Here is a 20,720-nt window from a genome sequence, read left to right as displayed (position 1 = left end):
ATTATGGCTATGGTCCAACCGAAATCTCAAAAGTTGCGCCTCTTTATCACGCACCTGCTGCTACTGATATTTATCGCGGCGATCATGTTCCCGCTGCTGATGGTTATCGCCATCTCGCTGCGTGAAGGTAACTTTGCGACCGGGAGCCTGATCCCGGAAAAAATCTCCTGGGAGCACTGGCGGCTGGCGCTGGGCTTTAGCGTTGAACACGCTGATGGCCGCGTCACGCCGCCCCCCTTCCCGGTACTGTTATGGCTGTGGAACTCGGTGAAAATCGCCGGGATCACCGCAATGGGTATCGTGGCGCTGTCCACTACCTGTGCCTACGCTTTTGCCCGTATGCGCTTCCCTGGCAAAGCCACGCTGCTCAAAGGAATGCTGATTTTCCAGATGTTCCCGGCGGTGCTGTCGCTGGTCGCGTTGTACGCGTTGTTCGATCGCCTCGGTCAGTACATTCCGTTTATCGGTCTGAACACCCACGGCGGGGTGATCTTCGCCTATCTCGGCGGTATCGCACTGCATGTGTGGACCATCAAAGGCTATTTCGAAACCATCGACGGCTCGCTGGAAGAAGCGGCCGCACTGGATGGAGCAACCCCGTGGCAGGCGTTCCGTCTGGTGTTGCTGCCGCTGTCGGTGCCCATTCTGGCGGTGGTCTTTATTCTGTCGTTCATTGCCGCCATCACCGAAGTACCGGTTGCCTCACTGTTGCTACGTGATGTGAACAGCTACACCCTGGCGGTCGGGATGCAGCAGTACCTCAACCCACAAAACTATCTGTGGGGCGATTTTGCCGCTGCCGCCGTGCTGTCCGCGATTCCAATCACTCTGGTCTTCCTGCTGGCGCAGCGCTGGCTGGTCAACGGCCTGACGGCGGGCGGAGTCAAAGGTTAAGTTTCATCGAAGTACCTGTAATGCCACTGCACCCTCAACTTGTTTTATCCAACTTGTGACTGTAATTCGGCGCTCCACGGAGCGCCCTTTTTTTACTCGCGCTTCAGGCGTTTCGAATTACACATCCAAAGGGTGATTACCAGCAGCAGGATCGCCGCCGAATAGATCAACACGTCCATTGGTGATTTGTGATCGACGATGATCAGCCGGACAATCGCGGTGATCCCGATATAGATGAAATAGCGCAGCGGAAAGTGAAAACCTGACTGAAAGTACTTCACAATCAGCGCGATAAATTCGAAATAGAGAAAGTAGACAACCAGCCCTTCCACCAGCTCATACTTGCTGGCTTGTTCAGGCGCGAAAAGCACATCAGCCAGATGCAGTGTCTCTTTGCCGAGGAATACGACCAGGATCAGGCCCAGACTCAACAGCCCAAGGTTCAACACGGTCTGTAGGATCGTAGAGATAAACTCCACGCGCGGACGAGATAGTGACGTCATAACAGCACCTCTTTCTCAGTGGTGAGGTTCCTGTATAACGCAAAAATGTGACGGAGATCTATATTTTTTGTTTATGTTTTGTGCAACCAGAAAAGGGTGTGACAATCCTTTCAACCCTAACATTCTGAAAGGAAGGCGAAATGCTTCGGTTTCAAATGGCAATACAAGATGATGCCAGCCTGTTGAGCACAATGGGATATACCAGCTATCGTCATCATTTTGCCCATCTGTGGAAAAATGATGACGAACTGGCGGCGTATCTTGAGCAGGAATATTCTCTGCCCGCCATCGCCAGAAGTCTCGCAGAAGCGGGCACCTTCTGGTTGATCGCTTTTACTGACGTCCCGATTGGTTTTGCGAAGTATTCGTTACATCAGGCCCTTGAGCCACAAGACCCGCCGGGGACATTGCTGCATAAGATCTACCTTCTGCCGGGCGAAACTGGCAAACAGTACGGTGAACAGCTTTTTGCCGAAGTGGTCCGTCAGGCCAAAGCGCAAGGGGAAACACGGATCTGGCTGGAGGTACTGGCGGATAACCCCCGGGCACGTCAGTTCTATGAACAGCAGGGAATGACCTTTGTGAAAAACACTTTTTTTTCCACCACGTCGCAGACCACTACGCTTCACGTCATGGAAAAACCGCTCTGAGAGACCCAAAATGGCAACGACTCATCAGTCCACCCTCCGCAATGTCACCTGTGGTGAAAATGTGGTGATTTATGAACCCGCCAATCTCTACGACTGCCGGCTTGGCGACAACGTTTTTGTCGGCCCCTTTGTCGAAATTCAGGGAAATACGCAGATTGGCGCAGAGACAAAAATCCAGTCGCGTACCTTCATTTGCGAATATGTCACCATCGGTTCCCGCTGCTTTATCGGCCACGGCGTCATGTTCGCTAACGATATGTTTCGGGAAGGAAAACCCAATGCCGACCGCAGCAGTTGGGGACGAATTACTCTTGGTGACGATGTCTCCATTGGTAGCGGCGCGACAATACTGGCGGTCAGTATCTGCGATGGCGTAGTTATCGGTGCGGGTAGCGTGGTGACCAAATCAATCACCGAAAAAGGCGTATATGCGGGTAATCCAGCCAGATTATTACGCCGTCTTCCGGCTGGATAAAACCACGTTAACTCAGCGGAAATTCACACTTTTATCGCTGGTCATGTCATAGAGCTGGAATTTACGTCCGAGCTGCTGACCCCCATCACGCGTCAGCGGCGTCCAGCCGATGGCCGCACGACTGCGGGTCGGGCCGGAAGAGAAGAGATCCAGCGGAATCGACACGTAGACGCCTTTGGTGAAATCCCCTTCGCCATACTCATCCGGCGAGACGTTGGTAAGCGTGGCGTAACCACCCACCACCACGCCGCTGTCAAAGCGTTTAGAGATATCCAGCGTGCCGCCTTTATCCCCCGCCAGATACTGACCGACGCTTGCTTTCACCAGCACGTCCTGGGCGAATGACGGCGTCCAGTAGGCCGTCAAGTGTCCGGTCTTCACGCTGTAGTCGGTGAATTTCATCATGTCCTGCGCGCTGCGCCAGTCACGCTGTTTCACGTAGTTTGCATCCAGACCAAACGCCCAGTTGCTGTCGACCGGACGGTACAGCACTTCTGCCCCAGCCCCGCCATACATGGTTTCAAGATAACCCCCGTAGACCTGACCATAGAAACCGTTACCCAAGTACTGGAAATAGTTAGCTTGCAGGTTGTTCACATAAACGTCGTTCTGCACATATTCACGCACGCGGGTACGCACACGTGGCAGCTTCGAATCGTTCGGCGGATTGGTGTAGTTGAATTTATCGTAGTTATTGGCGAGATTTCCAAACAAGCTTCCGGTGGTCAGCAGGTGATCGGTCACCCACAGATCCGCCGTCGCCATCACACCCAACTGGTACATGTAGAAGTTTTCCGGTCCGCCCACGGACTGGTTCAGCACCGGATCGAGGTGGAAGTCGAAGCGCGACTTGTCGATATACCAGCCCTGCTCAGTGCGTTCCGGCACTATCGGCTCAAGGCGCTGTTGCGCCAGCGGCGTTTCCTGTCCCAGCGGTTCGCCTTCCAGATGGCGTTTCAGGCTGCTGACGTCCGTTTCGGTAGTGACCTGCGGCAGGTTGAGACGGTTTTCCGTCACGCGGATCGTGCGGATCCCCTCTGGCAAATCGTTCATCACGATCCGATTCGCCCGTTCAATACCTTCACGCGAGTCGCGGTATTTCACCTGCTCGCCGGTCACGTACAGCGTATCGCCTTTCACCTGAATCTGCGGATCTGCCAGTCCGGCGTTGTATTTCAGCAGCGTCAACTGATTCGCCACCACTGAGTGTTGCAGGATCGCGTCCTGCGGTTGCGGCTGGTATTTCGGCCGCGCGTTATCGTTATACGATGGGCGTAAGTCGTTGAAATTAGTCCGCAGCGTTACCCCAAACATAAAGGTGTTACCACGTTCATAGCTGAGGTTAACGTCGGCCCAATCGGTGACGCGGTAAATGGCGCCGACGTTAAACTTGCTTTTCTGTTCCAGCTTGCCCGCAAAATCCTGCTGGTAGTTATTGCCCTCATATTCCAGCTTCAGCCGCAGGGGCTGCCACGGCGTCTGGTACTCAATGCCGCCAAACAACGATGCCGGGCCGTGGAACATCTGGCTGCCATCAATGGAGCCAGCTTGTTTATAGCGGTTATCGCGGTAGCAATATTTATCGCTGTACGAACAGAGCGGGTTACTGACGTTGCCGCTGGTTCCCAGGTATCCCCAGCCGAGGCCGAGTGAGAAATCAAACGGTCCCCAGGCTTTGTTCGCCACGAGGTATTCCGCATCAAACAGGCCAGTCCCGCCGATATCTCGCGCACCGACCGACACCTGCGGCATCCAGTAGCTCTCTTCCCACAGGCGTAACTTCAGATCGAACGCTTTATCTTTGTAGGTTTGATCGCCGGAAAACGATTCGACGCTGCTGTACTTTTTGGTCCGCACATCGGTGTAGCGCAGCGTGGTTTCCAGCCAGGGGAAAAGCTGTACGGAGGCGGAGTAGTAACGGTACTGATCGTTATCACGATAGTTGAGGCTCAACTCCCCTTCACGCGCCATGCGCGCGGTTGGGGTCTGTAATAATCCCACGCCGCCAAAATCCGACTGAGAGGGTCCAATCGGCGCCGGGTACGTTTCGGCATGGCAGGCTGCGCTGATGCCCAGCGCCAGTAAGCTGAGCAGATATGTTTTTTTCATTATTCAGGTATCCGCTGCGTCAGGGTATGAAGAATGTCGGCGTTCAGCGCTTCCGGTTCGCTGCTCCAAAGAGAATCATCCAGCCCGACAACAATGATGCTGCCAGGCATCGGTTCAACGTGACGCTTATTCCAGTACGCCACCGGCACCTTCTGCGTTCGGCCATCGGGATAAACAATCCACGCATAGCTGCGATCCGCGCCGCTGAGCCGGTCTTGTCCATCGAGATAGCTGACGACGTCGCGTCCGGGCATAAACGGCTGTTTTCCGGGACGGCTTATCAGGCCAAAGAGCGTGACGTCCGTCGGCTGCCCGCCGACCCACAGCGTGTAGTTGCCCTGCAACGGCGGATTGCCGCGTTCGCTGACCCGCACGATGTCCGGATCGAGATTCACCAGCTGTCGACCCGTCACCTTCAGCGCCTGAACTTGCTGGCGCAACGCGTTAATGGCGGCGGCATCGTCCCCGCTTGCGTTGGCGCTTAACGCCGCCAGGCGCGCCAGCAGCGCCTGCTGTTGGCCCTGCGCTTTCACGGTCGCTTTCTCTTCAGCGATCACCGCGCCAGGCCACCAGCTGTTCGCCAGTCTGGGCTGTCCCACCAGATCGATAAGATGATCAGCGCCGGTAAGCGTTTTCGGCTCTGTGCTACCGGCGCTAAAGACCTTAACGGTCCCCGCAGCAAAAACAGATGATGCGCTCAAACTGAAGATCAGCGCTGCAAGAGTCCGTTTCATCATGATTTTGCCGCCTTAATCAGCATGGTTTTCACCGGGAAAAAGTTCGCGCCCAGATACTGCTCCGACTGGCGAATTTGCCCTTCGTTATCGATCCAGTAACGGTTATGCCAGCGCGCTTGATCGGTCGTGACGGTTTCGTCCAGCACGCGAACCGGCGTCTCTTCGCTACCGACTTTTACCGTGTCGTTGCCATCCCATGTAAAGACGGAGCGCGCGGTGGCATAGCGCACCTGCTTGTATTCCGTCCAGCCCATCGTGCGGGTCCAGGTGGCACCGTCGACGATCTGATTCGGTTTACTCAGCGGGTCATCTGCGAGGTTATTCACATCGATAAGGTTGTCGCCGCCAAGCAACGTTTTCACCAGACGACCATGCTGGGTCACGAGAGTGGCCTGATCCTGCGTCACCCATTTCTGCTGCCCGTTCTCTGCGAAAGCGAGCACCACAAACAGCTGCGGCCCGCCGTTGAGCTGCATGTACTGGCTGGCGTAGGGCATGTTTTGGATATCATCGTCCGTTAGCTGGACGCCGGGCGTGCCAAACAGACTGTCCCACAGTGAGTTGCCCAGCTGCTTTGTGGTGGCTGAGCAGGCCTGTAACAGCAGGCAAAGTAATATGAGCGCAGGTCGCTTCACGACTCTTCTCCAGAGGGGCAAAATAACCACACCGAAGTGTGGTTAGAGTTAAACGTACCGGTGTTACTGGGTACTGGTGGTGGTTGTGGTGGTGGTCCCGGTATTGGAACCGTCACCGCCGCCGGTTGCCGCCAGAGCGACACCCACCGCCGAACTTACGGTGCTCACGCTGGATGCCGAGGAGCTACCCGCCGACACCGACGTTGCTGCCGAGCCTGCTGCTTCACCCACCTGAACGGGGGCTGCATAGACAGAACTCGCCGCAAGCGCAGATATGGCAAAAATGCCATACAGAACTTTTTTCATAACAATTTCCCTTCATTGAATGAATGGAGATTTGCCCAAAAGCGTTTCGGGCGGGATCGAGTATACACAACTAAAGCATGCGAATTACGGTAGGGGGAAATAGCGGAATGGTTTTAGGATAATTGGACTTTTGTTGAATTATTTACTTTAATTAAAATAAGAATAAACATTAAAAACAATTAGTTATCATTAAAACCTGACATCTGAACGATCCGTATTATCCTAAAATAACACGGCGTTATTTTCCGGTTATTTATTATTTTAGGATTATGCTCAATATAGAACGGTGGAGAACAACACGGACAACCGGAATTATCTTATAAAAAAAGCCGATAATAATATCGGCTGATTTCATTATTAATTTGCCGGATAAGGCATTCGCCACCATCCGGCACGCTGGCAGATTAACGCCAGGCTTTATAACGGTTAATCAATCCGTTAGTCGAGCTGTCGTGGCTTTCGATCGCCTTATCATCTTTCAGCTCCGGCAGAATACGGTTTGCCAGCTGTTTACCCAGCTCAACGCCCCACTGGTCGAAGGTAAAGATGTTCAGGATGATGCCCTGTGTAAAGATTTTGTGCTCATACAGGGCGATCAGCGCCCCCAGGCTGAACGGGGTGATTTCACGCAGCAGGATGGAGTTAGTCGGGCGGTTGCCCTCAAACACTTTGAACGGTACCACGTGTTCCAGCGTGGCCGGATCTTTACCCTGGTCACGGTATTCCTGCTCCACCACTTCGCGGGATTTCCCGAACGCCAGCGCTTCAGTCTGGGCGAAGAAGTTAGACAGCAGCTTCGGATGGTGATCGGACAGCGGGTTATGGGTAATCGCCGGGGCGATAAAGTCACAAGGCACCATTTTGGTTCCCTGATGAATCAACTGGTAGAACGCGTGCTGACCGTTGGTTCCCGGCTCACCCCAGATGATCGGACCCGTCTGGTAATCCACCGGGTTGCCGTTACGGTCAACATATTTCCCGTTGGACTCCATATTGCCCTGCTGGAAGTAGGCCGCGAAACGGTGCATATACTGGTCGTACGGCAGGATGGCTTCGGTTTCAGCACCGAAGAAATTGTTGTACCAGATGCCGATCAGCGCCAGCAGCACCGGCAGGTTGCTCTCCAGAGGCGTGGTCGAGAAGTGCTTATCCATCGCATGCGCGCCGGACAGCAGTTGCACAAAGTTGTCGTAGCCGACAGACAGGATGATCGACAGACCAATCGCTGACCACAGAGAATAACGACCGCCCACCCAGTCCCAGAACTCGAACATGTTGGCGGTATCAATACCGAACTCACCAACCGCTTTCGCATTGGTAGACAGTGCAGCGAAGTGTTTCGCAACGTGTTTTTCATCACCGGCGGTTTTCAGGAACCAGTCACGCGCGCTGTGGGCGTTGGTCATGGTTTCCTGCGTGGTGAAGGTCTTGGACGCCACGAGGAACAGGGTAGTTTCCGGATTCACTTTCTTCAGCACTTCGGCGATATGGGTACCGTCGACGTTAGAAACAAAGTGCATATTCAGGTGATTTTTGTATGGGCGCAGCGCTTCGGTCACCATGAACGGGCCGAGGTCGGAGCCGCCAATACCGATGTTGACCACGTCGGTGATCGCTTTACCGGTATAACCTTTCCACTGACCCGAAATAATGGCTTCGGAGAAAGATTTCATCTTCTCCAGCACCGCGTTGACTTCCGGCATCACATCTTTGCCGTCAACCATAATCGGGGTATTGCTACGGTTACGCAACGCCACATGCAACACGGCACGATCTTCCGTACGGTTGATTTTCTCGCCGGAGAACATGGACTTGATGGCGCCCGCCAGATCGGTCTCTTTCGCCAGATCCTGCAGTTTCGCCAGCGTCTCTTCGGTGATGCGGTTTTTGGAGTAATCCACCAGCATCAGATCGTCAAACGTTGCGGAGAATTTGCTGAAGCGATCGTTATCCTTCGCGAACAAATCCGCGAGGGTAACGTCCTTCATGTCGTCAAAGTGTTTTTGTAGTGCCTGCCAGGCAGAGGTCTGCGTTGGATTGATGTTTTTCATTAGCAATACTCTTCTGATTTGAGAATTGTGACTGAGATCGATTGTAACGCCAGTCACAGAAAAGTGTGATTGTTTTAGTGCCGTTGCCCTGGCTTCGGTCAAATACAGTGAAAAAACCGCGTTGTTATAAGTACGGTTACTCAGCCACTTGCCAGCATGAAAAATCCGCATAATCCCGGCGTTGACAGTGTCGTCTGCACATTTTATTTATAAATACGGTATTTGCGCCTGCACCGGTTTCTGTTCTGCCTTTGTGCCCAGGTCGCTTTCTCACTCCCTGACACGAGGTTGTTATGACAGAAATCGTTGTTTCCAAATTTGGCGGTACCAGCGTCGCTGATTTTGATGCCATGAACCGCAGCGCCGACGTGGTGCTTTCCGATGCAAACGTGCGCGTAGTGGTGCTCTCAGCTTCTGCTGGCATCACCAATCTGCTGGTGGCGCTGGCAGAAGGACTGGAACCACAGGCTCGCTTTGAGAAGCTCGACGCCATCCGTAAAATTCAGTTCGATATCCTGGAGCGTCTGCGTTATCCCAACGTCATTCGTGAAGAGATTGAACGCCTGCTGGAAAATATCACCACGCTGGCGGAAGCGGCCTCATTAGCCACCTCCCCGGCACTGACGGATGAACTGGTCAGCCACGGCGAACTGATGTCCACCCTGCTGTTTGTTGAGATCCTGCGTGAGCGTAACGTTCAGGCGCAGTGGTTTGATGTGCGTAAAGTGATGCGAACCAACGATCGCTTTGGCCGTGCCGAACCTGACGTAGCGGCGCTGGCGGAGCTGGCGACATTGCAACTGACCCCGCGTCTGAGCGAAGGGCTGGTGATCACGCAAGGGTTCATCGGCAGCGAAGGCAAAGGGCGTACCACCACACTCGGACGCGGCGGCAGCGACTACACGGCCGCCCTGTTGGCCGAAGCGCTGCATGCGGCGCGTGTCGATATCTGGACGGATGTTCCGGGCATCTATACCACCGATCCTCGCGTGGTGCCTGCCGCCCAGCGTATCGATGAAATCGCCTTTGAAGAGGCGGCGGAAATGGCCACCTTCGGCGCGAAAGTGCTGCATCCGGCCACCCTGCTGCCGGCGGTGCGCAGCGATATCCCGGTCTTCGTTGGCTCCAGTAAAGATCCGAAAGCAGGCGGCACGCTGGTTTGTAACAAAACGCAGAATCCACCGCTGTTCCGTGCGCTGGCGCTGCGTCGTAAGCAGACGCTGCTGACCCTGCACAGCCTGAATATGCTGCACTCGCGCGGTTTCCTGGCTGAAGTGTTCGGCATTCTGGCGCGCCATAATATCTCCGTAGATTTGATCACCACCTCTGAAGTGAGCGTGGCGCTGACGCTGGACACCACCGGTTCCACCTCCACCGGCGATACGCTGCTGACGCAGTCGCTGCTAATGGAACTGTCGGCCTTGTGTCGGGTGGAAGTGGAAGAAGGTCTCGCGCTGGTCGCGTTGATTGGTAACGATCTGTCGAAAGCCTGCGGTGTCGGCAAAGAGGTGTTCGGCGTACTGGAACCGTTCAATATCCGCATGATTTGCTATGGCGCTTCCAGCCATAACCTCTGTTTCCTGGTGCCTGGCACCGAAGCAGAACAGGTGGTACAGAAGCTGCACCATAATTTGTTTGAGTGAGACAGGCCTGAATGCCGGATGGCGATGAAACGCCTTATCCGGCCTGGAGGCCAGCCGGTGTCGGCCCGATAAGCGTGAGCATCATCGGGCAACACGGTCATGACATCACCGTCTCGTAAAGCAGTCGATCCAGTGCCTTCACGTCGCCTTCGCGGCTATCCGGTAACGTTGGCGGGATTTCGCCTCGCGCCAGTTCGGCGTGGATAAACGCATGCAGCAGCGGACGACGCGGACCATACTCCGCCTCCCCAGCCCGCTGTTTGCGCACCAGCAGTTCATCTATTTCCTGACGTAACGGCGCATCCAGTTCGCTTCCTGCCAGCAGTTCGGCAAACCGCATGGGCGGAACGCCTTTTCCTGCTTCAACCCAACGCACCGCCAACAGCGGACGCAGGACGTAGAAGTACTTTTTCAGACGCACCGTTTCCCCCTGCAAGTAGCCGCGAAAGTTTTTTCGCGCCATCGAGTAGTAGTGCCAGCGCGCACGAAGCGGAGAAAACCACTGCGGTATCATCGCTTTAAGCGCACTGACCGTAGCATCATCCTGCTGATAAACCACCGGGGAATCCAGCCACTCGATCAGCGTTGGGTTAGCGCCCTTCAGCAGACCCAGCGCTTTACGCCACTCCCAGCCGCACACATCCAGCTCATCGTCGATTGGCAGCTCGATCACGTCACGCGGCGCATCAACCCGCAGATACCACTCCGGCGGATGAACATACAAAAACCGCACATCGTAATCGCTATCCGGCGAGGCAAATCCCCAGCCACGACTCCCCGATTCGCAGGCATACAGCACCCTGACACCGTAGCGGGTTTCTATCTCTTTGAGCTGCCGCATGACCCGTTCGCACATTGCGGCACTCACTGCATTTTTGGTCATCTTCTTTTATCCTTTTACACATACCACCTGCCGCAACGTATGCACGATCTCCACCAGCGAAGACTGCGCCGCCATCACGGCATCAATGTCTTTGTAGGCCAGCGGAATTTCATCAATCACCTCGCTGTCTTTACGGCATTCAACGTGGGCCGTCGCGCGGATCTGATCCGCTACGGTAAAGCGTTTTTTAGCCGCCGTTCGGCTCATGGTTCTTCCCGCACCATGACTGCAGGAACAGAAGCTCTCTTCATTTCCCAACCCACGCACAATGAAGCTTTTCGCCCCCATAGATCCGGGGATGATCCCCATCTGGCCTTTTTGTGCGGAAACGGCACCTTTACGCGTTACCAGCACCTCTTCACCAAAATGACGCTCTTTTTGCACGTAGTTATGGTGGCAATTCACTGCTTCTTGTTGCGTGATAAACGGTTTACTCACGCTACGCGACAGCGCGGCCAGCACGCGGGACATCATGACCTCCCGGTTTTGTCGGGCAAAATCCTGCGCCCATTCCACCGCTTCAATGTAGTCGTTGTAGTGCCGACTCCCTTCCTGGAAATACGCCAGGTTTCGGTCAGGCAAATTCGCGATATGTTGTTGCATATCCTGCTGCGCCAGCGTGATAAAGACGTTGCCGATGGCATTCCCCACACCACGCGAACCACTGTGCAACATCACCCAGACGCGCTGCTGCTCATCCAGACACACTTCAATGAAGTGATTACCGGTTCCCAACGTTCCGAGATGCTTATAGTTATTGGTTTTCAGCAGCGAGGGATACTTGTCAGTCAGGCGCGTAAAGCGCGGTGCCAGTGTCCCCCAGTGAGTACTCACCTCCTCTGGCGGCGTGTCCCACGCCCCTTTATCGCGACGGGATCGCGTATTGGTTCGCCCGTGGGGAACGGCCTGCTCAATCGCGCTCCGCAACCCGCTGAGGTTATCCGGCAGATCGCCAGCCAGCAGCGAGGTACGTACCGCAATCATCCCACAGCCGATGTCCACCCCCACTGCTGCCGGAATAATCGCTCCTTTGGTCGGGATCACGCTGCCAATCGTTGACCCTTTCCCCAGATGCACATCCGGCATGACCGCCAGGTGTTTAAAAATAAATGGCATCTTCGCCGTGTTCAGCAGTTGCTGGCGTGCCTCGGGTTCCACCGGGACGCCGTGCGTCCACATTTTCACCGGCGCCGCGTTCTGCGACGTCAACAGCGCATAGTCGTGATGTGCCATGTTTCTTATCCTTTAATGTTCACTAAGCCGTGCAGAACCTGGTCCAGGCCACCGAATACCGAGATTTTATCGATACGCTCTGCCACTCTTTCGAGGGTTTCCAGCTCTTTTAAACGCAAAGCCACCGGGTTGTTTTCCATCACTTTCGCCGTATTCAACAACGAACGCGTCGCTGCCGTTTCTTCACGACGGCGGATCACGTTGGCCTGCGCCGATTTTTCCGCTTCAACCAGACGGGACAGAATCGTTTTCATATCCCCCGGCAACACAATGTCCTTCACACCCAGCGACGCCACGTCGATACCATATGGCGCCAACCGGTCTTTCACCTGTGCGCTGACCACCTCATCAATTACCTGTTTATCTTCCAGCAGCTCATCAAGCGTGCGCGTCCCGACGGCCTCCCGCAGCGCAAACTGCAGTTCGCGGTACAGATGATCGAGCGGTTTAGTGAGCTGTGCAAACGCCAGCAACACATCGCGGTAACGCCAGTTCGCTGCCAGATTCAAGCGCAGGTTGACCTTATCTTTGGTCAAAATTTCCTGACCGCCCACTTCCAGCACCTGCAAACGGGTATCCACCACTTCAGCGTCAACCAGATGATTCACTTTCCAGTACGCCGTCAGACCCGGCGGCAACAGTGCCTGCGTCTCGCCATCAATTTTCAACACTCCGGCGTGCCAGGCAGGCACCTGTACGGTAAGCATCGCTTCACGACCTTTTACCGCGCCGCTACGTCGCGGTTGCAGAACCGCATTCATGACCTCAGCAGGCACCTGAACCTGACGCGTATCCATCCGTACCAGTTTCAACGCCTCGTCGGCCCGCCAGTACAAACGGCGCGTTGACGGCGGCAGGATCTCCTGCAACACCTCATTCATGTATAACGCGCCCGCTTCGCTGTCGTTAAGATCAACGGCCAGGGCATAACGTGATACCCAGTCTGGTTGAAAGCGGCGTAAATAATTCGCCAGCGCTTCCGGCACTTCGCTGCCGTCCAGATTAACCACCAGCACCTCTGGCGTGTTGAACCACGGCAGACGGTGTTCACCCGCCTCCAGAACCTGATAGTAGTCGCCGTTTTTGGCTAACAGACCTAATTGCCCTTTACGGATCGTGATTTTCTTCGTCATTTTTCTTTTTTCCTTATCAAGTCAGGTGCGGGTGCGGAGGCGAGGCCACAGGGGAATTCCCTTTTGCCTGCGGCGCGGCATCGTGACCGGCGACCTGTTTTGGGGCCTGTTAACTGCGCAGTGCCCGTTTTTATTTCTATGATTAACAACCAGTTTCATTGGGAGAATGAATCGGGAATCGAACCCATTGTTCAGGTGTCATCGGTTGACGGAACACTTCCGGAATACAGCCTCAGCCGTTCCTGACGTGCCGGCGGGGTTTAACCCCCTGCGCTTTCAACGTGTTGACGAGAGAGTTATTGCCAGAAGCGTGCCAGAACGAAAAAAAGACGAAATTATTTTTTACTTTATTGATTAATAAGGAATTAATTTTCATCACCAAAAATGATGATTGCAGACGTCTCGCCTGTTTTTTATCCTTACCTATCGAACTTTATCTTTTTGGATAAACATGAAAAAGCGACGGGTGGTGATTGGTGTACTGGGCACGGTGCTGGATAAACGCGGCAAACGGGCAAACCGGTTAAAGAAATGGCGGCCCACGGTCGGACTGTGCCAACAGCCGGATTTCCCGGTCGATCGGCTGGAGCTTATCCACCAGCCACGCGATGCCGGGATGTGTCAGCAGTTAGCGGAAGATATTAGCCTGCTCTCACCACATACTGAGGTTCGTCCACATGCCATTCCCATTACCGATCCCTGGGATTTCGAAGAGGTCTACGCCGCGTTCCTCGACTTTGCCACTCATTACATCTTCGATACCGAGAATGAAGAGTATCTGGTGCACATCACTACCGGCACTCATGTGGCGCAAATTTGCTGGTTCCTGCTGACGGAAGCCCGCTATCTGCCCGCCAGCCTTCTGCAAACCGGACCCGCACCGAAGGGCGCTCCGCAGGAGGATGTTGCCGCTGGCACCTGCTCGGTGATCGATCTTGATTTAAGCCGTTATGCCACACTCACCAGTCGCTTTCAGCGTGAGCAGCAGCAATCGATCTCCTTCCTCAAAGGCGGTATCGAGACGCGCAATGCCACGTTCAATAAACTGATTGACCGTATTGAGCGCGTTGCCTTGCGCTCTGGCGATCCTATCCTGCTCACTGGCCCCACCGGTGCGGGGAAATCCTTCCTCGCAAAACGGATTTTTCAGCTTCGTCAGTCACGGCATCTGGTGGGTGGAAAACTGGTGGCAGTGAACTGCGCGACGTTGCGCGGCGATAACGCCATGTCGACGCTGTTTGGTCATGTGAAAGGTGCGTTTACGGGCGCACTGTCGTCACGAACGGGACTGTTACGTGAAGCCGACGGCGGGGTGCTGTTTCTGGATGAGATCGCGGAACTGGGGCTGGATGAACAGGCCATGCTACTGAAAGCGATCGAGGAGAAAACCTTCTTCCCGTTTGGCTCAGATAAAGAGGTGTACAGCGATTTCCAGTTGATAGCCGGAACCCATCGCGATATGCCGCAGTGGGTCGCCGAAGGGCGTTTTCGCGAAGATCTCTACGCACGGATAAACATGTGGCGCTTTGCCCTGCCCGGCCTTGCACAGCGGCGTGAAGACATCGCCCCTAACGTGGAGTATGAGCTGCAACGCTTCTCCCGCAGCCGACAGAATCAGATTCGTTTTGATAAGGAGGCGCGTGAACGCTATCTGGCGTTTGCCTGTTCACCTCAGGCGCAGTGGCGTGGCAATTTCCGCGAACTGAGTTCCTCCGTCGCGCGAATGGCGACGCTGGCCGAGCAAGGACGTATCACGCAGGCCCTTGTCGACGAAGAGATTGCGCTTTTGCAGGAGAGCTGGGGAGAGGCGCCGTCGCAACCGGAACTGGAGATGGAACTCGACCTCTTTGACCGCCGCCAACTGGAAACCGTGCTTGAGGTCTGTCGCCGCAGCGCATCATTGTCCGAAGCCGGACGTGAACTCTTCGCCGTCTCACGACAAAAGAAAGCCAATCCCAACGATGCCGACCGTCTGCGTAAGTACCTGGCTCGGTTTGGTCTGAGCTGGGAAAATCTCAAAGTCAGAACATAAGCATAATTTGTTTGAATAATACCTCTTCACACGATACACAATAATGATGGTTGGGCTCGATCCCAACCCGTTAATAACAAGCAAACACAACATATGTGCAAGGAAAACAACATGCTCGCCACTCTCACCAGGCTGTTCCCGTTATGGGCGCTGCTGCTCTCTGCTATTGCGTATTACACGCCATCCACCTTTACGCCTGTCGGCCCGTGGGTGACGACATTGTTGATGCTGATTATGTTCGGCATGGGCGTCCACCTGAAAGTGGATGATTTTAAACGTGTGCTCTCACGCCCGGCACCGGTTGCGGCGGGAATTTTCCTGCACTATCTGGTGATGCCGCTGGCGGCCTGGGTACTGGCGATGGCATTTAACATGCCGCCGGAACTCTCCGCCGGGATGGTGCTGGTCGGAAGCGTCGCCAGCGGCACGGCATCTAACGTCATGATCTACCTGGCGAAAGGCGATGTCGCACTCTCGGTAACGATCTCTTCCGTCTCCACTCTGGTGGGCGTGGTCGCCACACCGCTGCTGACGCGTCTGTATGTCGATGCGCACATTCAGGTGGATGTGATGGGGATGCTGCTCAGCATCCTGCAAATTGTGGTGATCCCAATTGCGCTGGGCCTGGTGATCCATCATCTGTTCCCGCGCGTCGTGAAGGCAGTTGAACCTTACCTGCCCACGTTTTCGATGGTCTGCATTCTGGCGATCATCAGCGCAGTGGTTGCCGGTTCCGCCGCGCATATCGCGTCCGTCGGCTTCGTGGTGATTATCGCGGTGATCCTACACAACACCATCGGCCTGCTCGGCGGTTACTGGGGCGGGCGCTTGTTTGGCTTTGACGAGTCAACCTGCCGCACGCTGGCGATCGAGGTGGGAATGCAAAACTCCGGTCTCGCCGCCGCGCTGGGTAAAATCTACTTCGGCCCGCTCGCGGCCCTCCCCGGCGCACTGTTCTCGGTCTGGCACAACCTTTCCGGCTCTCTGCTGGCAGGGTACTGGTCCGGTAAACCGATTGATGAACAGCAGAGTGCTGTCAAAGAAAATTGATCCCCTGCGAATGGGGGATTTCCCCCATTCCTTGCCTTCCTTGTTTGAACCTCATCACAAAACAACAAATATCAACACAAAACAAAAATATAATTAATACCTTTATTTTCAGTTAATTATTATAAATTTATTATTTTATCGAGAGCTGTATTCGTTCTTTTAATGTTGCTTTATTTTGTTTTGCTTGGGAATATGATCCCACTACAACACAGATAACCCCCTACCCTATCTTTTCTTTGAGGCCGCTATGAAAAAAATTGCGATTATTGGAAGCAGTGGAGGCAACCTCTACAACCTGGGTGGCGCTGAGCCAGAGAAGTTACTCCAGGAGATTTATCAGCAGTGTGAAGCCGCGGGTGTCACCGTCGCTGCCGTGCAGTTCATTGCAGCAGAGGCGTCGATGGATGTCGCCAAACCTGACACCCCAGCAGCCGTCTATGCCTTAACCACAGAAAACAACACAAAACCACAACGTATCTTCCAGGGCAAACTCTCCGAGGTGAATGCCTCCGTCGTTGAGAGCGATCGCCAGATAGCCGGGATGATCCGCCGCGGTGAGATCGACGGGATCGTAGTGATGAGCGCCGATCCGGTAAAAGCTAACCAGGCCGTTTTTGATGCCGCCGTAGAAATGAAAACCCCGATTGTCGGCACCGGCGGCACCTCGATGGCGCTGGTCGCCGCAAAGGGCGCCAATGTGGTCGCCACCTCAGGCACCACGGGGACCACCAGCCGCACTCGCGCGGTCTCTTTCGTCGCCTCGCTGTGTAAATACTGGGGTATCAAATACAAACCCCAGTTGGGCAGCGCGTCGCCTGCACAAGGCGGTTCCGGAAAGAGTCTGCTTAAGCGCTTTAACATCCGCAGCATCATGATCCCGGCGCTGCCAGGCTTTATCGCGATGGCGATCGTACTCGCCCTGAGCCACATCCCCGGGCTGGAAAAACTCAACGATATCTTTGAAATCCTGCTGAAGGGTCTGCCGGTGCTGGTTGCCGTGCTGGCGGCAAAACAGATCTCCGAACTTGATGAAGTCTCCATTGTGGCCGGGGTCGTCGCCGGGGTGCTTTCCGTTGAAGGCGGCCTGATCGGGGGGATTATCGGCGGTCTGATGGCCGGGATTTTTGTGCGCTGGTTGTTTGAGCTGTGCCTGAACTGGCGTTTCCCGATGACCACCGTCAACATCGTTGCCGGCGGGATTTCGGGTCTGACTGCTGGCCTGATCATGCATTATCTGCTGAGTCCCCTGGCGCTCTCCGCCGGTAACTACATCAAGCTGGCTATCGAAAGCACGCTGGCATTCAGTCCGATTCTTGCCGGGCTGCTGGCCGGTCTGGTGATCTGGCCAGCCATTCTGGGCGGTGTCTATCACGCGGTCATTCTACCGCTGGTGCTGCTGGAGATGGAGAAATCCGGCGTCAGTTTCCTCGGCGCTGTGGATATGGTGGGTCTGGTGATGGTTGCTGCCGGCATTAACCTGGCTAACGTCATCGCACCACGCGAAAAAAGCGAAGCGGCCGTCGCCACACCAGGCCTGCTTATCAACCTGGGCTTCGGAACGTTTGTGGAATCCGCCTACCCCTTCATGTTCGCCAACAAAATCGTCTTTGGTTCCGCCATCTTTTGGGCCGGAATGGGCGGCATGATGCTCGGCTTCTTTAACATCAAAGGGGTGGCCTACGTCCCGGCGTTCGCCTCACCGTTCTTATCCAGCAACGCATTACAGATGGCGATTGTGATGTTCACTGTCATGGCAATGACCTGTATCACCACCATCATTGCGAACCGTTTTAAGGCTGTCGTACAGAGTGAATCTGTGGCGTCTGCCCGTTAATAAATGCACCAACACCAGAGGTACACCATGTTTAAAGGCGATATGAATAAAAAACGCGCCAAAGCGTTACAGAAAGTGAAAGATGCCATCGCGCTGCACGGCGGGCAAACCATCCTCAGCACGGGGATCACCGGCGACGATGCGCGCCTGGCAAAAGCGGTCTGTGAGGCAGGCGTGAAACTGCTCGAGCCGAACCATCCTGCGCTGGCGCTGGCGCGCGGACACAAAGGGGTGAGTAACATGCACGCGGCGGAGCAAATCCGCCACGAAATCACCAACGGTCAGATGGCAGAAGCTGTGCACGGCGTGCGTAATGTGGTCCCGGACGACATCTTCATCACCGTGGGCATTGCGGGCGGGTTTACCGAAACGCTGCCCGTCCCGCTCAGCGAAACAGAGATTCTGGAGATTGCCCGCGCCGGAGCTGACGGTTTACATACCCATAAATCAGACTGGGACGACCTGCAGGACATCGTCAACCTCGCCCATCAGTATGGCCTGACCGTGGATGCCTACATTGGTCATCCGGATGATTTGCATACCTTCGGTATTCCGGCACGCACCCCGGAAGAGGTCGCCAGCGTAGCGAAGCGTATGCAGGAAATTGGCGTCGATATGATCGGCCTGATGACCGGCATGAGCTATGAAGGCGTGGCGGCAGGCGATATCCCGCAGATGATTAAAGACCGTCTTCGGGCGCTGGTTGGCGCGGTGGACGTCCCGACGCTGGCGGAAGGAGGCATTAACCTCGCCAATGCCAAAGCATTTAAGGACACCGGGGTTAATATCCTGGTCGTCGGTACGGCAATCGACAATATGGTCTGCAATGCCGCCAAAGAGGCCGTGACCCCGTTTATCGCTCATGCCTAACGACAGAGAACAATAATGCTACTGGTTACCGATCTGGATGGAACATTGCTGACGTCGCAGAAGACTATCACGCCACGCACACGTCAGGCGCTGGTTGACTTTCGACAGCGCGGCGGTCTGCTGGCCGCCTGTTCCGCCAGACCGGTCTCCTCAATGGCGCGCCTGTTACAACAGCAGCAGGTTGAGACACTGTTTGACTGGTGCGCAGGCTTCAACGGCGGACAGATCCTTGAACTGGCGTCACACCGCATTCTGCATTCTGCGGCCCTTACCCGGATGGATCTCAGAGAGATTGACCGCCATATTTCGCTGTCCCGTTATCCTCACCATTTTTTTACTGCCCAGGCGATTTATCACCGCGACGATCGCCTTATCGCCCCGTGGACATCCTATGAGGCCAGTTTATTTGCGTTACCGCTTATTAGCGCCGCACCAGGGAATATCTTTAATCGTCGCGATATATTTAAAATTACGCTGGTCGCAGAACACGCCAGGATCGACGATCTCTGTCGGGAAATAAGTCGTCAGTTACCCAATGACTATAAGGCGACAATCACCGGTGGGAATTATATTGATATTCAACGTAGCGAAATAAATAAAGGCTATGCGCTAAATGAAATCGCCCGCCAATTAAATCTGCCAACCACCGGGATTGCCGCCATTGGCGATCAACAGAATGACATCAGCATGTTCGCCGTTGCCGGGTTCGGCATCGCAATGGGCAACGCGCCAGATAGCGTGAAACATCAGGCGCGGTATGTAACCACCACCAATGATGATGAGGGTATCGTCTGCGCGCTGGAGTGGTTGCGTTGCTCTGCGCATCCAGTTACCATGCGGCAAAGTTCGACCCTGGCGGAAAATAATGAACCCGATTAAAAGAAGAAAGCATATTCTTGATGAATTAAACAAGTTCGGTGAAGTGACCGTTATTAAATTATCAGAAACGCTGAACGTGACCTCGGAAACCATTCGCCGCGATCTCTCTTTGCTGGAGTCTGAAGGTCAAATCACCAAAATTCACGGTGGCGCGGTCAAAAAACAGGTTGTTCAGGAAGATGCATTTGGCGCGAGAATTGATGCCCATCGCGAAGAAAAAATGGCGATTGGCAAAGCGGCGGCGGGAATGGTCAGCGAGCGCGATACGCTATTTATTGATTCCTGTACCACGAATCTTATTCTTGCCGAACACTTACCCCCTCTCGCGTTTTCCGTTATTACCAATTCCGCCTTAATTGCCGATAAAATAAAAGAGCATAATCTCCAGGCGCGAGTCTATGTCTTAGGCGGTGAATACGATTACCATTTCCGCGCCAATCTGGGCGTCTCTGTGTGCCAGCAGATTAATGCGATTCACGCTGATATTTGCTTTATCGGTGCGGGTGGCATTTCGCCGCAGCATGGTGTACTCGTGAAGAGCTTTGACGAGGCATACGTTGCCAAAGCGATGATTGCGATGAGTAAAAAATCCGTGATTCTCGCTGACCATACTAAATTTGGTCAGGACGGCGTGATGTGTATCGCGACTCTCAAAGAGATCGATTACGTCATTACGGATAAGGGATTTAAAACAACGGGTTATACACAACAGGATTTCGCCGGAAAACTGCGTATTGCTGACTGAGCGCTATCCGCCCGAGGCGTATTGCCGTACACTGAAATCACCAGGCAGACAGAGGGCA

19 protein-coding genes are annotated in these 20,720 nt (G+C 54.6%); 10 read left to right on the top strand and 9 right to left on the bottom strand.

Annotation, left to right across the window (positions count from 1 at the left end):
- Positions 1-3: 3 nt before the first annotated feature.
- Positions 4-894 carry a maltose ABC transporter permease MalG gene (gene malG / locus JTI98_RS06765; protein WP_044253369.1) on the top strand — a complete coding sequence of 297 codons (891 nt, stop codon included), beginning with the start codon at positions 4-6 and terminating at the stop codon, positions 892-894.
- A 92-nt stretch (positions 895-986) separates the two neighbouring features.
- Here the strand turns inward: malG and psiE are convergent, their stop codons facing one another.
- Positions 987-1,397, bottom strand: coding sequence for a phosphate-starvation-inducible protein PsiE (psiE, locus tag JTI98_RS06760; RefSeq protein ID WP_042999025.1), 411 nt, complete (start codon positions 1,395-1,397; stop codon positions 987-989).
- Between the two features lie 140 nt (positions 1,398-1,537).
- Here psiE and JTI98_RS06755 point away from each other — a divergent pair, with 140 nt between their 5' ends.
- Both JTI98_RS06755 and JTI98_RS06750 read left to right on the top strand, forming a co-directional pair.
- The gene (locus JTI98_RS06755) at positions 1,538-2,047 is read left to right on the top strand and encodes a GNAT family N-acetyltransferase (RefSeq protein ID WP_044253372.1); all 510 of its coding nucleotides are present in this window, start codon (positions 1,538-1,540) and stop codon (positions 2,045-2,047) included.
- Positions 2,048-2,057: 10 nt separating this feature from the next.
- Complete coding sequence (locus JTI98_RS06750; protein WP_216082069.1) at positions 2,058-2,522, top strand: acyltransferase; 465 nt, start codon at positions 2,058-2,060, stop codon at positions 2,520-2,522.
- A gap of 12 nt (positions 2,523-2,534) precedes the next feature.
- On the opposite strand, the gene JTI98_RS06745 is transcribed toward JTI98_RS06750, so the two are convergent.
- The 5 genes from JTI98_RS06745 to pgi form a co-directional block, all read right to left on the bottom strand.
- On the bottom strand, positions 2,535-4,631 hold the full coding sequence (locus JTI98_RS06745; protein WP_216082068.1) for a YjbH domain-containing protein: 2,097 nt from the start codon (positions 4,629-4,631) through the stop codon (positions 2,535-2,537).
- Positions 4,631-5,368, bottom strand: a complete 738-nt coding sequence (locus JTI98_RS06740) for a capsule biosynthesis GfcC D2 domain-containing protein (RefSeq protein WP_044328942.1) — start codon at positions 5,366-5,368, stop codon at positions 4,631-4,633. The genes JTI98_RS06745 and JTI98_RS06740 overlap by 1 nt, the downstream gene beginning before the upstream one ends.
- Positions 5,365-6,003, bottom strand: coding sequence for a YjbF family lipoprotein (locus tag JTI98_RS06735; RefSeq protein WP_216082067.1), 639 nt, complete (start codon positions 6,001-6,003; stop codon positions 5,365-5,367). The genes JTI98_RS06740 and JTI98_RS06735 overlap by 4 nt, the downstream gene beginning before the upstream one ends.
- A 63-nt stretch (positions 6,004-6,066) precedes the next feature.
- Positions 6,067-6,309 carry an exopolysaccharide production protein YjbE gene (gene yjbE / locus JTI98_RS06730; protein ID WP_042321038.1) on the bottom strand — a complete coding sequence of 81 codons (243 nt, stop codon included), beginning with the start codon at positions 6,307-6,309 and terminating at the stop codon, positions 6,067-6,069.
- A 404-nt stretch (positions 6,310-6,713) separates the two neighbouring features.
- Entirely contained in the window at positions 6,714-8,360 is a 1,647-nt protein-coding gene (gene pgi / locus JTI98_RS06725) for a glucose-6-phosphate isomerase (protein ID WP_042999019.1), read from the bottom strand.
- 293 nt (positions 8,361-8,653) lie between these two features.
- Here pgi and lysC point away from each other — a divergent pair, with 293 nt between their 5' ends.
- Positions 8,654-10,003: a lysine-sensitive aspartokinase 3 gene (gene lysC / locus JTI98_RS06720; RefSeq protein WP_042999018.1), complete on the top strand. Its 1,350-nt coding sequence runs from the start codon at positions 8,654-8,656 to the stop codon at positions 10,001-10,003.
- A gap of 97 nt (positions 10,004-10,100) precedes the next feature.
- On the opposite strand, the gene JTI98_RS06715 is transcribed toward lysC, so the two are convergent.
- The 3 genes from JTI98_RS06715 to JTI98_RS06705 are packed head-to-tail and all read right to left on the bottom strand — an operon-like array spanning position 10,101 to position 13,252.
- Positions 10,101-10,886, bottom strand: coding sequence for a nucleotidyltransferase domain-containing protein (locus JTI98_RS06715; protein ID WP_216082066.1), 786 nt, complete (start codon positions 10,884-10,886; stop codon positions 10,101-10,103).
- 6 nt (positions 10,887-10,892) lie between these two features.
- Positions 10,893-12,119, bottom strand: a complete 1,227-nt coding sequence (locus JTI98_RS06710; protein WP_042999016.1) for an RtcB family protein — start codon at positions 12,117-12,119, stop codon at positions 10,893-10,895.
- A gap of 5 nt (positions 12,120-12,124) precedes the next feature.
- Positions 12,125-13,252: a slipin family protein gene (locus tag JTI98_RS06705; RefSeq protein ID WP_216082065.1), complete on the bottom strand. Its 1,128-nt coding sequence runs from the start codon at positions 13,250-13,252 to the stop codon at positions 12,125-12,127.
- A gap of 451 nt (positions 13,253-13,703) precedes the next feature.
- On the opposite strand from JTI98_RS06705, the gene rtcR reads away from it, so the two are divergent.
- The 6 genes from rtcR to JTI98_RS06675 all read left to right on the top strand — a co-directional run bounded on the left by rtcR (position 13,704) and on the right by JTI98_RS06675 (position 20,662).
- Complete coding sequence (gene rtcR / locus JTI98_RS06700; protein ID WP_216082064.1) at positions 13,704-15,284, top strand: RNA repair transcriptional activator RtcR; 1,581 nt, start codon at positions 13,704-13,706, stop codon at positions 15,282-15,284.
- Between the two features lie 111 nt (positions 15,285-15,395).
- Positions 15,396-16,334: a ketopantoate/pantoate/pantothenate transporter PanS gene (gene panS, locus JTI98_RS06695; RefSeq protein WP_216082063.1), complete on the top strand. Its 939-nt coding sequence runs from the start codon at positions 15,396-15,398 to the stop codon at positions 16,332-16,334.
- Between the two features lie 247 nt (positions 16,335-16,581).
- On the top strand, positions 16,582-18,168 hold the full coding sequence (locus tag JTI98_RS06690; RefSeq protein ID WP_216082062.1) for a PTS sugar transporter: 1,587 nt from the start codon (positions 16,582-16,584) through the stop codon (positions 18,166-18,168).
- A 27-nt stretch (positions 18,169-18,195) separates the two neighbouring features.
- On the top strand, positions 18,196-19,038 hold the full coding sequence (locus JTI98_RS06685; RefSeq protein WP_044253395.1) for a histidine biosynthesis protein: 843 nt from the start codon (positions 18,196-18,198) through the stop codon (positions 19,036-19,038).
- Between the two features lie 15 nt (positions 19,039-19,053).
- Positions 19,054-19,917: a Cof-type HAD-IIB family hydrolase gene (locus JTI98_RS06680; RefSeq protein WP_216082061.1), complete on the top strand. Its 864-nt coding sequence runs from the start codon at positions 19,054-19,056 to the stop codon at positions 19,915-19,917.
- Positions 19,904-20,662 (top strand): DeoR/GlpR family DNA-binding transcription regulator, encoded by a 759-nt coding sequence (locus tag JTI98_RS06675; protein ID WP_104445921.1) that lies wholly within the window; start codon positions 19,904-19,906, stop codon positions 20,660-20,662. The genes JTI98_RS06680 and JTI98_RS06675 overlap by 14 nt, the downstream gene beginning before the upstream one ends.
- Positions 20,663-20,720 lie beyond the last annotated feature (58 nt).

This window comes from Citrobacter sp. MGH 55 (genome assembly GCF_016906145.1).
Classification (GTDB): Bacteria; Pseudomonadota; Gammaproteobacteria; order Enterobacterales; family Enterobacteriaceae; genus Citrobacter_A; species Citrobacter_A amalonaticus.
This window is presented reverse-complemented; position numbering and strand designations above follow the sequence as displayed.

Coding starts and splice junctions, on each gene's coding strand:
- malG (WP_044253369.1), top strand. CDS start 4: ATGGCTATGGTCCAACCGAAATCTCAAAAGTTGCGCCTCTTTATCACG.
- psiE (WP_042999025.1), bottom strand. CDS start 1,397: ATGACGTCACTATCTCGTCCGCGCGTGGAGTTTATCTCTACGATCCTA.
- JTI98_RS06755 (WP_044253372.1), top strand. CDS start 1,538: ATGCTTCGGTTTCAAATGGCAATACAAGATGATGCCAGCCTGTTGAGC.
- JTI98_RS06750 (WP_216082069.1), top strand. CDS start 2,058: ATGGCAACGACTCATCAGTCCACCCTCCGCAATGTCACCTGTGGTGAA.
- JTI98_RS06745 (WP_216082068.1), bottom strand. CDS start 4,631: ATGAAAAAAACATATCTGCTCAGCTTACTGGCGCTGGGCATCAGCGCA.
- JTI98_RS06740 (WP_044328942.1), bottom strand. CDS start 5,368: ATGATGAAACGGACTCTTGCAGCGCTGATCTTCAGTTTGAGCGCATCA.
- yjbE (WP_042321038.1), bottom strand. CDS start 6,309: ATGAAAAAAGTTCTGTATGGCATTTTTGCCATATCTGCGCTTGCGGCG.
- pgi (WP_042999019.1), bottom strand. CDS start 8,360: ATGAAAAACATCAATCCAACGCAGACCTCTGCCTGGCAGGCACTACAA.
- lysC (WP_042999018.1), top strand. CDS start 8,654: ATGACAGAAATCGTTGTTTCCAAATTTGGCGGTACCAGCGTCGCTGAT.
- JTI98_RS06715 (WP_216082066.1), bottom strand. CDS start 10,886: ATGACCAAAAATGCAGTGAGTGCCGCAATGTGCGAACGGGTCATGCGG.
- JTI98_RS06710 (WP_042999016.1), bottom strand. CDS start 12,119: ATGGCACATCACGACTATGCGCTGTTGACGTCGCAGAACGCGGCGCCG.
- JTI98_RS06705 (WP_216082065.1), bottom strand. CDS start 13,252: ATGACGAAGAAAATCACGATCCGTAAAGGGCAATTAGGTCTGTTAGCC.
- rtcR (WP_216082064.1), top strand. CDS start 13,704: ATGAAAAAGCGACGGGTGGTGATTGGTGTACTGGGCACGGTGCTGGAT.
- panS (WP_216082063.1), top strand. CDS start 15,396: ATGCTCGCCACTCTCACCAGGCTGTTCCCGTTATGGGCGCTGCTGCTC.
- JTI98_RS06690 (WP_216082062.1), top strand. CDS start 16,582: ATGAAAAAAATTGCGATTATTGGAAGCAGTGGAGGCAACCTCTACAAC.
- JTI98_RS06685 (WP_044253395.1), top strand. CDS start 18,196: ATGTTTAAAGGCGATATGAATAAAAAACGCGCCAAAGCGTTACAGAAA.
- JTI98_RS06680 (WP_216082061.1), top strand. CDS start 19,054: ATGCTACTGGTTACCGATCTGGATGGAACATTGCTGACGTCGCAGAAG.
- JTI98_RS06675 (WP_104445921.1), top strand. CDS start 19,904: ATGAACCCGATTAAAAGAAGAAAGCATATTCTTGATGAATTAAACAAG.